This is a genomic window from Lutibacter flavus (genome assembly GCF_900188355.1).
GTDB classification, from domain to species: Bacteria; Bacteroidota; Bacteroidia; order Flavobacteriales; family Flavobacteriaceae; genus Lutibacter; species Lutibacter flavus.
Genome location: NZ_FZNX01000002.1, coordinates 581,095 through 595,903, shown reverse-complemented (window position 1 = coordinate 595,903; position 14,809 = coordinate 581,095). Strand labels below are relative to the sequence as shown.

The window sequence follows — 14,809 nt, the reverse complement described above, 5'->3', positions numbered from 1 at the left end:
TCTTATAAATTTTTAAGCGCTTTTTTTATTAAAACCTCTACGCCAAATGTTTTATCTTCTAATAAAATTTTGTCTATAACTTTTTCAGATTGTTTTCTTAAAAAACCTAAAACTTCTAATGCTGATAACGCTTCTTCTTTTGCCGTATTGCTTTGAACAACGGAATCTTCATCAATTACATAACTTTTTAGAATTTTATCTTTTAAATCTATAAGAACTCTTTGCGCAGTTTTAGCTCCAATTCCTTTTACAGATTGAATAATTCCCACATTTCCAGATGCAATTGCGTGTTGTATTTCTTCTGTAGTCATTGAAGATAGCATGGTTCTTGCAATACTAGGTCCAACACCCGAAACAGAAATTAGTAATCTAAAAATTTCGCGTTCTATTTTTGAAATAAAACCAAATAAAGTATGTGAATCCTCTTTTATTGATAAATGCGTATATAAAAATATAGCTTCATCATTTGGTAACAAAGAAAAAGTATTTAATGAAATATTTAACAAATACCCTACTCCATTCGCCTCAATAACTACAAAAGTTGGATTCTTTTCTACTAATTTTCCTCTTAAATGAGTTATCATATTACATTGGTTCTATTCAGAATCAAATGTAATAAAATTATTATTGTTTTTTACTATTTTCTTGAGCATCAACAACCGCTACACAAACCATATTAACAATCTCATCTACACTTGATCCCAAAGCTAAAATTTGGACTGGTTTTTTCATACCCATAACAATTGGACCAATAGATTCTATATCATTTAATTTACTAATTAACTTATAACTAATATTTGCAGAATTTAAGTTTGGAAAAATTAAGCCATTAACCTTTTTCTTATATAATTTAGAAAATTGAAATTTGTCGTCTCTCAAAGTTCTACTCATTGCAAAATCAGCTTGAATTTCTCCGTCAATTATTATATCAGGATGATGCTGATGTAAATAGGCAACAGCATCTGCACATTTTGAAGCAGATTTTGACTCAGCTGATCCAAAATTAGAATAGGATACCATTGCTAATACAGGCTCTATACCAAAAATCTTCATGACTCTAGCAGTTTCTATCGAAATCTGAACCAGTTCATCTTCATTTGGATTGATGTTAAAGGCTGTATCTGAAAAAAACATTGGACCCTTTGCTGTCATTAAAATATTTGTAGCAGCTACTCGATTTGTTCCCTCAGCTTTACCTATTAATTCAATCATTGGCTTTGCTACGCTTGGATAACTTCTAGAATATCCTGAAACTAAGGCATCCGCTTCACCTTCATTTACCATCATAGCAGCAAAAAAATTGCGCTCCCTCATTAATTTTCTAGCATCAATATAGGTAATCCCTTTACGTTTTCTGCTCTCCCAATAAATTTTCGCAAATCTATCTTTTCGTTCTTTTTCATCATCAGATTTTGGGTCAATAATTTCTACATCGCCTTCAAAATTAATTTCCAACATTAATTCTTTGATTATTTTTTCACTTCCCAGTAAAATTGGAATTGCAATCCCATCTTCATGTGCGATTTGAGCAGCTTTTAATACATTTAAATGATCTGCCTCTGCAAATACAACTCTTTTAGGATTTGATTTAGCGCGTGCTGAAAGCATTCTCATTAATTTACTTCCTGTTCCTAGCCTTTGGGCTAAGTTTTCTTTGTATAATTCCCAATCTAATATGGGCTCTCTTGCCACACCAGAGTCCATAGCAGCTTTTGCAACCGCTGGTGGAACCTCAGTAATTAATCTGTGATCAAAAGGCTTGGGTATAATATATTCTCTTCCAAATTGAATGTTTTTTTCACCGTACGTAATATTTACATGTTCCGGAACAGATTCCTTGGCCAAATTAGCTAACGCATGAACAGCAGCCATTTTCATTTCTTCGTTAATTTTAGTAGACCTAACATCTAATGCTCCTCTAAAAATAAATGGAAATCCAAGTACATTATTCACCTGATTAGGATGGTCTGATCGACCGGTTGCCATAATCACATCTTTTCTTGTTTGTACTGCCAAATCATATCCAATTTCCGGGTTTGGATTGGCCATAGCAAATACAATTGGATCGTTAGCCATTGTTAACAACATTGCAGGTGTAAAAACATCTGCAATAGACAACCCAATAAAAACATCTGCACCAACTATTGCCTCATCCAATGAATAAATATCTCTGTTAGTAGCAAATTCAGCTTTTTGTGATGACAAATTTTTAATATCTTTTCTAATTACTCCCTTACTATCACACATTACAACGTTCTCCTTTTTTGCACCTAATGCTAAATACAAACGCGTACAAGAAATTGCTGCAGCACCTGCTCCGTTTACAACAATTTTTATTTTAGATATATCTTTTTTTGCTATCTCTACAGCATTTTTTAAAGCTGCGGCCGATATTATTGCTGTTCCATGCTGATCGTCATGCATAACAGGAATATCCAACTCCTCTTTCAATCTTCTTTCAATTTCAAAAGCTTCAGGAGCTTTAATATCTTCAAGGTTTATTCCTCCAAAAGTAGGAGCAATATTTTTTACGGTTTCAATAAATTTATCCACATCTTTAGTATCAACTTCAATATCAAAAACATCGATATCTGCAAATATTTTAAATAGCAATCCTTTTCCTTCCATTACAGGTTTTCCTGCTAAAGCACCTATATCCCCTAATCCTAGAACCGCTGTCCCATTAGAAATTACAGCTACTAAATTTCCTTTTGATGTGTATTTGTAAGCATCGTCTGGATTTTGCTCAATTGCTAAACAAGGCTCCGCTACACCAGGAGAATATGCCAAAGACAAATCTCGTTGAGTTGAATATTTTTTAGTTGGAACTACTTGTATTTTTCCTGGAGAAGGATATTGATGATAGTCTAAAGCTTCATTCTTTTTTTTAGAATTACTCATAAAATATAATTAAAGTGAAATAGTAAACAAATTTACACATTAATTATAAACACACCCTTTTTTTACACATCTAGTTACGAAAACGTAATAAAAGTTACATTTTAATAAAAAATCAAAATAAATAACTAAAATTATTTAATTTAATAATAAAACAGTTTTATTATAAACCTTTAAGAATTAATTGGTTCAATATTAGTTTTATTAAAAAAGTAAAAAAAAAGTTTCGTGAATTTTTTTTCAAACATGTTTTGTTAATATTTAAAATCCATATTATTATGGATTATTTAGAATGATAGCAATTTCCCCAAATAACAAGGATGAATTTATTTAATTCTATCAATTGTTCAATAAATTCTAAATGAACATTTTAAAATTTTCAAAAGCAGTTTATTTTTTTTGGATTTAAATTTGTAATTTAATTAAAAGTAGGTTTTCGATTCAATTAAATTTGGAGTCCCTCCTTTATTCATACAAACTTTAGCTGCATGTTCTGTTGCTTCTTTATGGATTTGTTTTAATGGTTTTTTATTTAACATTCCCATAATCATTGAAGCTGTAAATGAATCACCGGCGCCAATAGTATCTACAACTTTAATTTTTGGGACTGGATATAATGAAATTTCGTCGCCCATAAATAAAATACTACCTTTCGATCCATTTGTTAGTGCCAATAATTTAAGATTGAACTGGTTTAAAAGTTGGATACAAGCCTCTTTTTGAGAATTAGCTAAATAAAACATTTCACTTAAAACTACCAATTCTTCATCATTCAACTTTAAAATATTTGCACAACGTAAAGATTCTTCAATTATACTTTTAGAATAAAAAGACTGTCTTAAATTTACATCCAATACTTTCAAAGCCGTTTCAGGAACAATATGTAATGCTTTATGAATTGTATTAAATGAAACCTGAGAGCGTTGAGATAATGAACCAAAACAAATAGCATCTGCTCTTTTTAAAGCAGTAACAGCTTCCTTATTAAGTTCAATATAATCCCAAGCTACATTTTCATGGATTATATAATTAGGAATACCATTATTAAGTTCTACAGAAACCCACCCTGTTGGATAATCCACATTACTTATTAAATTATTTAATTTCTTTTCGGTTAATAATTTTCTAATTTCTTTTCCTTGTTCATCATTTCCTAAAGCACTAATAATTGTTGCATTTCCACCAAAAAAATTTGTGTGATATGCAAAGTTTGCCGGAGCTCCTCCTAATTCTTTGCCTTCAGGAAAAACATCCCAAAGTAATTCTCCAATACCAATTACATTAAATTTTTTATCTGACATTATATGCTATTTAAATTTTCATACTCACTTTCATTTAACTTTGATATACGCACATAGGTTGGTTTAAATATCATATTTAAAAGGAATCCAATAAATAATAATGCCGCTAATAACGTTGCTAACATAAAACCATATTTAGCATTTGATCCAAACATATCACTTACAACACCCATAGATAATGGGCCAATTGCAGCTCCCGCAGCAGTAAAAAACAAAATGATTCCTGCTACAGAACCATGACTGGTTTTTGGAAAACAACTAATTCCTTTTGAATTTATTGTTGGATAGATTACCGACATAAATAAGCCTGAAAGTGGCAATAAAATAACAGTTGCTGTTTCATTAATAAAACTGAAACAGTAACACAATAATATTGCGAAACTAGAAATGGACATTACAATAGTCCAATCAAAATGTTCTAGCATCCAAGCTCCTAAAAATCTTCCTCCTGCCCGTAAAATAAAAAAGATGGGCAATGCATATGTAGCTAGAAACAAGAAACTTCCGTCATAATCTGCAATTAATGTTGGCATCCAAACATAAATCGCCGCTTCAACTGCAACATACAAAAAGGCTCCTATTGAAAAACCTAATGCATATCGATCTTTCACCATATTAAGAGTGCGCTTGATATTTATTGGCTCTTCAGTACTTTTTTTTGTTTCAGGGTATTTTGAAAACAACGCAATTAATATAAGTACTACACACAAAGTAGCAGCAACAACATACAACCATTTCCAATCAACATTTCGGGTTAAAAAATAACTTACCAAAAAAGGACCTATAATTGCTCCAACACCAAAAAAACCTTCTACAATATTCATAGTTGAAGTATGTTCATTAGTTGATTTTGACATATCGCCAATAAGTGCTAAAGCACCTGTTTTAAAAATACCAATTGCAACACCAGAAATCATTAATAGAACTATAAAAAATCCAAATGAATTCCCTAACAAAAATAAATAAGAACTAATTACAAATAATATTAATCCTAAAACAATGGTTTTTTTTCGTCCAATTTTATCTGCCAAAAACCCCAAAAATATTCCTGCCAAAGCAATAGCTGTCATGGGACCATAATGTAAAAGGCCAGCCGCTGTCATTGATAAATTAAATTCTTTCATTACTTCTGGAATAATAACCCCAACAGCATCGGTAGTCATGGCAAACATCATAAACATTAAATAAGTAAGCCATTTAACATTTTTAAGATTAGATTCTCTTTGTTCAGTTTGTTGATTCATAATTCTTAATTTTTTTAAAATCTTTTATAAGAAATAGATTGTTCTTTTGATTCCTATTAATTTTATAATTCTTCTATTCAGAAGAATTAACATTCATTTTCATTGTTTCTAAATCAATATATAATTCCGCCCAATAACTTTTATTTACCCAAATTACGTTTAAGATATTTTCTGCTGATTCAACAACGCTAAAATCGCCATTAAAAGCATTATGATTATTTCTTAATAACATTAATTCCTTTAATTCAATCAACAAAGGTCTTTCTAAATTTGCTGCTATTTCATCTTTAGTGAAATAATGACGGTTTATATCTCTACCAACATTTGTTTTTTCTAACAATTCCATATCATTTTCACCAGCAAATAAACCTACATAATAAATTTGTGGCACTCCTGGTACAAAAAATTGAATTGCTCTTGCCATCAAATAAGCGTTTTCATCTCTTCCCAAAGCATCAAAATAAGTGCAATTTACTTGATACAAATCTAAATTAGATGCAGCACCACCTGTTGCTTTCAAACTATTTCCTTTACTGTTAATGTGCATTTGATCTACAATTTTAGATAAAATAGCACCTTCAATTAAACCTGCATTGCCTCCTTCCGCTCCAACATCTACAATACCAATACCATCATGCGTATCTAATACAGTAATGGCATTTCTTGGACTCACTTCCAACCATTTTTTTAAACTTGATGCATTTTTATTAAAAAGAGTATCTAAAACCAAAACAGGTAACGCAAAATCATAAACATAGTCTACTCTTTTCGCAATTTCAATTTGAGTTTTGTAGTAAGCGTGAATTTCAACCAAAACCTCTATTCCTTTTGCTTTTGCTTTTGCTCTTAATTTGTTTATAAATTCATAGGTTTCATCAATCATAAAACATGAAGTCCCTTTTTCTTTAATGGCATATCCCGCAGCGTCTAAACGAATCATTTTTACACCTCCTTTTTGAAAAGTTTCTAAAATATCTTCTAAATATTTAATTCCTATTTCACTATTTACATCAATATCTATTTGATTACTTGTAAATGTTGTCCAAATTAATTTGCTTGTTCCGTCATTTAATTTAACCATTGTAAACGGAAGACTTGGGCGAGGTCTGTAAATACTCAACAAATCTGCCTCGGTGGCTCCATTTGGAAAAACGGTATCGTAGGTTAAAAATAACTTAGCATATTTGGATTCTTTTCCCTTTTGAAGATAATCTTGAAATTGAATTGATTTTGCCGAAACATGATTTACAATTAAATCAGCCATAATATCAACCTCTTTACTTAATTCATTTAAATCGTTCCAATCACCTAAACGAGGATCTATTAAATTATGATTAATTGGATCAAAACCTGCATCTTCTCCATCAATAGGGTAATAAAAAGGTAAAATATGTAACCCTCCAAAAAGACCTTTTAATTCATTTTTGAATAAAGAATTTAAGTCTGCTATGCTTTTACATCCTAATCTATCAACATATGTTATTAATTGCACTTGATTTTTCATATAGCTTTTTTTTGATAATAATTAAAGGTGAAATCCATATCTCATAATTTTATTTAAATCAATATTACTTGATATTAATAAGGTTAGATTATTAAACCTAACCTGTCCAAAAATAAAGGTTATCACATTTTGAATGTCTATTTTATAGTTTAAATGGACGAAATATCAACCGAAATCGGTTTCGATTTAAAAGACCTTTATAATTAATTCTATTATTTTTTAGAATAATTCGTCTGGATCAACTAAATCATCTAATTTTTTAATTAATTTTTTTGTGAGAATTGACATTCCATATTGGTAAGAAGCATTCATCCAGCCAAAACCACCATCTGGTATATAGGCAAAATTAGTACCTACATTCCCGTATTCAGTTGCCACTTTATGTGTACAATTTACTACATCGTATTTTTCAGCAATTGTTCCATTATAGTTTACCGCATTTTTTGTTATTAACCACAACCACCTGTAAACCAACTCTTTAGTTTCCCTTTTAAAATTATATTGAAGTAGGCCTCTCCAAATCATCATTTGATGCGGTGCCCAACCGTACGGATAATCCCATTGTCTTCCAGGGTTATCAGCATCGATAATTCCACGTGAATTTTCTGTACAACTAACAACTCCTCCTTTGCATTTTAATAATGGTAATAAATTTTTAACCAATAGATTTGCTTGTTCTTGTGATGCTGCATTTGCCCAAAGGGGATAAAATGCTGTAGCTGATTCAAAATCTGTAATTTGATCTAAATTAAAATCGTAATCAAAATACATTCCTTTATTGTGATCCCATAAATTTTCATTTATAAGTTTCTTTCTGTTTTTAGCCTTTTTCAGCCAATATTTTTCTGTATATATTTTATTTTTTGAACTTGTAAACTCACCTTTAAAATAAGTTTCAATCATTTTAGCAAAATCAGTTTCGTATTTGTAGAGTAATGAGTTTAAATCTACAGTGTTTAAATGAGCGCACTTATTTACCAAACGATTTGAAGTATCATGCCCACTTTCTCTTAAGCTTCTATCGTGCAAAAAATATTCATCTAATTCAGGACAGTCAATTTCTCTATTTTTATAGTCGTTTTCAAATTCTTTATATGGTATTTGAAATTTTTTAGCATAATATTCTATTATTTCCTTAAAATGTCCCTCTTCAGTTTCAAAAACAAAACCAATTCCTTCAGCAAAATATCTATTCAACCCATTATTGCTAAGTCTTTTTCCTTCAACCATCCAAACAGTTTCATACTCTTGAATAGCTGTATTTAACTTTTGACGAATCCAAGATTTAGTTACTTTTGTTTTCTCAATATATTCCTTAATCATTGAAGAATAAAAAGGCGGTTGTGTGCGTGTTAAATAATAGCTTCTGTTTGCATTTAATATTTTACCATAATGATTGATTTGATATTCGAAATTCTCAATCATTCCTTTTGCCAAATTAAATTTTTTGTCATTGAGCAAACCAACTGATTCAAAATAACTATCCCAGCCATACATTTCATTAAATCGTCCGCCAGGAACAACAAAAGGTTCTCCTTTTATAGTTTTATTTTTTTCAACCAACGCTAAACTTAGCAAACCAGGTTTATTATTTATTGTTAATGCAAACTCTGGTGAAATAATTTCGGGGAGTTTAACAACCTTTATTTTAGTAATTTCTTTTGATATTTGTGTATAATATTCAAATGCTATTTTATCGTTGAAAGGAACATATATATAAAAATATTCCTGTGATACTTTTTCATCTAAAAGAACTTTCAAAAGGCCTTTTTTATCCATATTTCTAGTTAAACTATCCCAATAAATTTCTTTTATTAAACGAGAAATTCTATGAGAAGGTTCTTCAAAAATATTATCTAATGAAATAGTTACATTTGTTTTATTACCTTTTTTAATTGCTAATGCTAATTCTTGCAACAAATTGGATAAAAAATAGGTTCCTTCAATAGTATATAGATTTCCATTAACTTGTTCAATATCAAATTTTTTTGGTCCGATATCATCAATAGTAATTCTCTTATCTCCGTCAAGATCCTCTTGCTCCAACAAATTTTTCAGCGCTGCTGATGGGTTAATTTGCAACGTCATATTTTTTTTGTTTTGTTAATTTATAAAGTATCACTATGGAAACTAAAAGTAATACCATTGGAATAAGTGTATAAAAGAACGCTTTTTCTGCACCCATATTTTTAAATAACCACCCAATAATAGTTGATCCTGTTGTTCCTCCTAAAGCAGAAAAAACAACAATTAAACCAGTCATTGGACTGTGTAATTTTTTAGGTAAAGCGCTTAAAACTGAAGAATTTAATAAAGGATAAATTGGAGCAATAAAAAGTCCAACTATTGGAAATGCAAAACCAATTAATGGAATGTCAAAAATAGATTCAATTGCACCTACTTCAACTTCTATAGTTTTAGGGAGTATAAAAATTACCATTATCATTGCAACAATTATACAAAAGGTTAAAATATATACCCATTTAATATGTTTTGAAATAATTCCTGCTCCAATTCTACCAGCGGCTAAAGACAATGCAAAAATGCTCGACATCATAATACTCACATTTGGAGGAAGCTCCAAAACTCTTTTGTAAAATGTTGGTAACCAAGTCATAATTCCTTGCTCAACCATCACAAACAAAAAGGCACAACATATAAATATAATTATAAGAAATTTTGTACATAGCAACATCATTTGTCTAACATCATCCTTTAAATCTACCCCTGGGATTTCATTCCCCTCATCAAACTTTGTGAAAAATAATATAACAAATGAAACAATTGTAATCACTGCAAGTAACAAATAAACATTAATCCAGGCATTAGGATCTGTACTGGAATTAAAAGCAGGAAATAAAAAATAAGCCAATGCAATTCCAATCATAAAAACACCTTCAATAGAACTCATGAAACTGTTATGTTCCTGGGTATTATTAGTTACTAATCCAATAACAGAATATACAGAAACTTTAATTAAAGCAAATGAAACTCCAACGGATGCAAATAGTATTTTTGCTGACCAAAACGAATTTCCGAAATACATCATTAAACAGGCTATTGTTGAAATAAATAGTCCAATTAACATTGTTTTCTTATAACCAATTCGAGGTAAAAAGGAAGCTATTAAAAAAGATACAATAGCTATTGGAATATCTTTGAACCATTCCAATGAACTAGCTTGCACTTCATCAACTCCAAAATTTTCTAATGATTTTAAAATTACAATCCCAACACTATTTAATAAAATAGCGAAAACAAAATAATTTAAATACAGTGATGTTTTTATTCCTATATTTTTCATTTAATTGTTAGTTTTATAATCAAGTTTTAAAACAAGTTATTAGGTAAAACTTTACACTTACATGGGGTGTTTTTTATTAATTCTTACATTAGTATGAGAAACTATAAATGTAAGTGTAGGAAAGGTTAAAATTATAGCTATAGAGCACTTCACTTCTCTTCCTAAAAACTAACCACCCAAAAAGGTTTTACCATCAACTTATTTTTTTGATTATCCTAATGTAAATGTAATAATCCTATTGAGCTTAATTTTGCAATCTAAATCGATTTCGAAAGAAGCGAAAACGATTTCGGAATCCCTTTAAACAAAAAATAATAATGTGAATTTAGTTTAATGAAACGGAAGAATTCAAATAAATTAAATAACTTTAAAAAAAAATCATCTTAAATGAAACCTACTACTTTAAAAGATATTGCTCATGAATTAAATATTTCTGTTGCAACAGTTTCAAAAGCTTTAAAAGGCTACAGTGATGTAAGTTCTTCTACAAAAAAAGCTGTTTTAAAAATGGCTAAAAAAATGAATTACATTCCAAATACAGTTGCTGTAAATTTAAGAACACAACAAACCAAAACACTTGGGGTAATTATTCCGGCAATTGTACATCACTTTTTTTCTGAAGTTATGGATGGTATTATTAAAGAAGCAAAAAAACACGGGTATTTGGTGATTACATTACAATCGAATGAAAACTATCAATTGGAAAAAAAACAGCTTATTCTTTTGCAACAAAAAAGAGTTGATGGTATCTTAATTTCTCTTTCTAATGACACTCCTAATTTTGATCATATTAATGCCATTTTACAAAAAAAGATTCCAATTGTAATGTTTGATAAAATTGCCAAACTTGTTGAATGCTCTAAAGTTGTAATTGACGATAAATTAGCTGCATATAATGCTGTTAGCTATTTAATTGAAAAAGGATATAAACGAATTGCTCATTTTAGAGGATCCTTAAATCCACAAATTTCAATAGACCGGTTTTTAGGCTATAGAAAAGCTCTAGTAGACCATGGTATTCCATTTGATCCAAAATTAGTATATATATGTGATAATAATGATGATTTTAATGATGGTTATAATAATGCTAAAAAAATGCTGGAGGAACACAACGATATTGATGCCGTTTTTACAATTACTGATGTTGTAGCTGTTGGAATTCTTAAATATTTAAAAGAAAATGACATAAAAATCCCCGAGGATATTGCCTTATTTGGCTTTAGTAATTGGTTTATGTCGTCAGTTATAACTCCAAGTTTATCATCAGTTACTCAACCTGGTTTTAAAATGGGTAAAAAGTCTACAAAAATTTTAATTGAAGAAATAAAATGTATAAATAAAGGGATCCCTTATTCATTTCAAACTTGTGTTTTACCTACTTCTTTAGTAATAAGAAATTCTTCTTAATTTGAAAAAAGTATATCCTATCATATTGAGCCTGTCGAAATATTTAAAAAATTCTACAGACTCAGTATTATTGAAACTCACTTTTAAATCAGTATCTTATTTAACTATATAAGTTTTCTTATTATTTCCCACTCCTGTAATAGTTAAGGATTTCCATTGTTTAGGCAAGATTGGATTTTTTTGAATAATTCCATCTTCAGTAATATGCAATCCTCCAAAACCAAATAAAACAGTTTGTAGCATACCTCCTGCACCCGTCACAAAATAAGGATTATTACTTGTTGCAGCCTCCGAAAGTGCTCCAAAAGGTGGTCGTTTATTAGGCTCATAACTTTGTTTAAATAATCGAAAAGCATTTTCAGCATCTCCTAATCTGGCGTAAATTACTGAAAAAACAGATTTTCCCATTGCCGGACCTTCTTCAGCTAATTTAGCTTCGTAATAATTTAAATCTTTTAACAAGGTTTCTTTATCACTTACAATATTTAATGGGTAAGCTAATAAGTTAACATCGGCTTGTTTAATAATTTCACCATTATAAGTGCTATTCTCTTTTGTAGTTCCATCAGGAAATTTGTGAATTATAATATTATCTCCAACTTTTTTCCAATTTGGATTTATCGCAATCCCTAATTCTTTTGCTGCCAATTGGGCAAATTGCAATGCAGTTATTGCCGATCCGTTTGTAAACGCATTATCATCAATATTTTGAGCAAATTCATTAGCCCCAACAACATTTTTTATAGAATAACTTCCATCATTATTTTTTGTAACACGACTCACCCAGTAATCTGCAACTTCCTTTAAAATAGGATATCCTCTTTCTGCTAACCATTGTTTATTTTTAGTAACTCTGTAATAATTCCAAAAAGCAATTGCGACGTCTGCTGTAATATGATGTTCAAATGTCCCTGTTAAGGCCCAAGCTGGTGTAGCTTCTTCTCCTGTATCATCGCTTTCCCAAGGAAACATTGCACCTTTAAATCCAAAATTTAGTGCTTTCTTTTTTGCAATCTCCAATCGATCTGATCGATAGTTTACTAAAGATCTGGCAATATCTTGGTTTAAAACCAACAGTGGAGGATACATCCACAATTCTGTATCCCAAAAAATATGACCGTTATATCCTTGAGAAGATAATCCCATTGGTGAAATACTTAAATCTGAATCGCCTCTCCCAAAAGAATATAAATGATACAATCCTAAACGAATATCTTGTTGGGATTGTAAATCTCCTTCAATAATAATATCTCCTTCCCAAAGCGATTCCCAAAGTGATTTGTGCTGTTTTAACAAGTCTTCTTTTGGAGTTAACAAATTAAAAATTACAAATCGTTCTGATTCAGATTGTGGATCAAAAAAATCTTGAGTTGAACATTGAGCCGCAGTCCAAGCAAAATCAAGTGAAGATTCTTTTTTAATTTCTTTTTCAAAAGACAATCTGTTATCATATCCAGAAACTTTATTATGAATTAATTCCGGACGTTGATCTATTCTTGAAGAATTTATATCATGCCAAATAAATGTTGCTGAAGTACCTACTGTATGCCTACCCAATCGGCTTTTTGCAACAGTTTGAAGAATTGGCATTGTGGTTTCCAAATCCTTTAAAACTCTAAACGTACTCATTGGATTTTGATACTCCGCTGGTGTAATAATTTTACCTGTTACTTTGGTTTTTATAGTTTTTTTAGCCTGAATTTTGACATCAATATATCCAGCATATGGCACATTTCGAAGTGCATAAATTGTATAAGAAACCTCAGCTTTATCCTTAAAGGTGAACGAAGTTGTAAATGAAGCTTCTTTCATATTTAAGGTTTGTTTCCAATTACTCATTAATTCTTCTGTAATTTTCTCACCATCAATTTCAACTTCAAGATTTCCAAAATTCATTCCTAATAAAATTTTACTAACACCTAATGGAGATGCTTTATCAAAAACATTGTTTAAAATAATGTGTTCAACTTCAAAAGGTTTTTCTGAAGGTAACAATCCAATTCGGCCATTAGCAACAACTATTCCTGTATAGTTTTCACTATTTGTTGTTGATATATTCCAAGCATCATTTTGACCAATTATTGAAGTAGAAAGTAGCAAAAGAATTAGATGTAAACAGTTTTTCATTTTTTTGAATATTTTAAAGTTTTAACCATGCTATAAAATTAATAGATGATTCTTTATTTACTAATTTACGGGAATATAAAAGATAATTATAGATATTGAACTTTTACTTGTTTAAACAAAACCGAAAACGATTTCGATTTTGTCTACATATTTTTATACAATGCTATTTTAATAAAAACAAATTCTAATAAAAGTACAACTGTCACTTCATTTGCTATTTTAAATACACGTAAAATTAGTAGAAAAAAAACTGCGTAATTATAAGTTAATCCAACTTAAATTCTTTTTATAAAACGACTATAAAATTAAAAGCAACTTATAAAAGTTAATTCTAAATATATTAAAGCGATATATTGCTAATCAGATCCCGAAATCACTAAATCTGTTTTGAAATTAGCTTTATAAGCTAATCTTAAATTTAGAAGGACACTTATTATAATAATATTTTTGACGATATACTGACCCACAATTGAAAATGATGTTGAGGAAGAATTAAAAGTCAGTTCTGGAAAAAAAATAAATGGTAAAAATGTACAAAACATATGAAAAAGTGCAAAGTGAATGATTACCATTTTCTTAAGTTGAAATATGAAAGCAATACCTAATAGTGATTCCATAATTGCTAATGAAAATAGCGCGAATTTTCCACTTACTAACCCAAATGTAATTTTATTAATTGTTTGCTCAGCCAATTGTTCAGCCGGACTTAAACTTGGAAAAAATTTCAATATTCCAAAAACAAAAAAAACAAAACCAATAGTTATATAAAGTGATTTAAAAGTTGTGTTTTTTGAATTCATAAGTTTTTATCTTTTGTCAAAACTACCGTTTTAAAAGTATCAAAAATTCAATAAAAAATAAAAAAGATTAATAAAAAGTTAATGATATTAATAAAAGATTAAAAAAGATTTTGAAAAGCTAATTTTTGAATATTTCTCTTGTCCACAACATAAAAGCTTCTCTTTTTTAAACTTCATAAAATTATATTTACATATCTTTAACTTTAAATAAGGCCTGCAAATTT

At 29.5% G+C, this 14,809-nt stretch carries 10 protein-coding genes; 1 reads left to right on the top strand and 9 read right to left on the bottom strand.

Annotated features, from left to right (window positions below):
• Positions 1–2: 2 nt before the first annotated feature.
• The 7 genes from ruvA to CHB63_RS08720 all read right to left on the bottom strand — a co-directional run bounded on the left by ruvA (position 3) and on the right by CHB63_RS08720 (position 10,251).
• Positions 3–584, bottom strand: coding sequence for a Holliday junction branch migration protein RuvA (ruvA, locus tag CHB63_RS08750; RefSeq protein ID WP_089378070.1), 582 nt, complete (start codon positions 582–584; stop codon positions 3–5).
• Positions 585–624: 40 nt separating this feature from the next.
• On the bottom strand, positions 625–2,901 hold the full coding sequence (locus CHB63_RS08745; RefSeq protein ID WP_089378069.1) for an NADP-dependent malic enzyme: 2,277 nt from the start codon (positions 2,899–2,901) through the stop codon (positions 625–627).
• Positions 2,902–3,320: 419 nt separating this feature from the next.
• Positions 3,321–4,199: a carbohydrate kinase family protein gene (locus CHB63_RS08740; RefSeq protein WP_089378068.1), complete on the bottom strand. Its 879-nt coding sequence runs from the start codon at positions 4,197–4,199 to the stop codon at positions 3,321–3,323.
• Positions 4,199–5,443 (bottom strand): MFS transporter, encoded by a 1,245-nt coding sequence (locus tag CHB63_RS08735; RefSeq protein ID WP_089378067.1) that lies wholly within the window; start codon positions 5,441–5,443, stop codon positions 4,199–4,201. Before CHB63_RS08735 ends, CHB63_RS08740 begins: the two co-directional genes overlap by 1 nt.
• Positions 5,444–5,516: 73 nt before the next feature.
• Positions 5,517–6,947: a sucrose phosphorylase gene (gene gtfA / locus CHB63_RS08730; RefSeq protein ID WP_089378066.1), complete on the bottom strand. Its 1,431-nt coding sequence runs from the start codon at positions 6,945–6,947 to the stop codon at positions 5,517–5,519.
• 219 nt (positions 6,948–7,166) lie between these two features.
• The gene (locus CHB63_RS08725; RefSeq protein WP_089378065.1) at positions 7,167–9,035 is read right to left on the bottom strand and encodes a trehalase family glycosidase; all 1,869 of its coding nucleotides are present in this window, start codon (positions 9,033–9,035) and stop codon (positions 7,167–7,169) included.
• Positions 9,019–10,251 (bottom strand): MFS transporter, encoded by a 1,233-nt coding sequence (locus CHB63_RS08720; protein WP_089378064.1) that lies wholly within the window; start codon positions 10,249–10,251, stop codon positions 9,019–9,021. The genes CHB63_RS08725 and CHB63_RS08720 overlap by 17 nt, the downstream gene beginning before the upstream one ends.
• A 387-nt stretch (positions 10,252–10,638) precedes the next feature.
• Between CHB63_RS08720 and CHB63_RS08715 the strand changes: the two genes are divergently transcribed.
• Positions 10,639–11,658, top strand: coding sequence for a LacI family DNA-binding transcriptional regulator (locus tag CHB63_RS08715; RefSeq protein WP_089378063.1), 1,020 nt, complete (start codon positions 10,639–10,641; stop codon positions 11,656–11,658).
• 96 nt (positions 11,659–11,754) lie between these two features.
• On the opposite strand, the gene CHB63_RS08710 is transcribed toward CHB63_RS08715, so the two are convergent.
• Positions 11,755–13,785 (bottom strand): glycosyl hydrolase family 95 catalytic domain-containing protein, encoded by a 2,031-nt coding sequence (locus tag CHB63_RS08710; RefSeq protein ID WP_089378062.1) that lies wholly within the window; start codon positions 13,783–13,785, stop codon positions 11,755–11,757.
• A gap of 356 nt (positions 13,786–14,141) precedes the next feature.
• Complete coding sequence (locus CHB63_RS08705) at positions 14,142–14,585, bottom strand: hypothetical protein (protein ID WP_089378061.1); 444 nt, start codon at positions 14,583–14,585, stop codon at positions 14,142–14,144.
• Positions 14,586–14,809 lie beyond the last annotated feature (224 nt).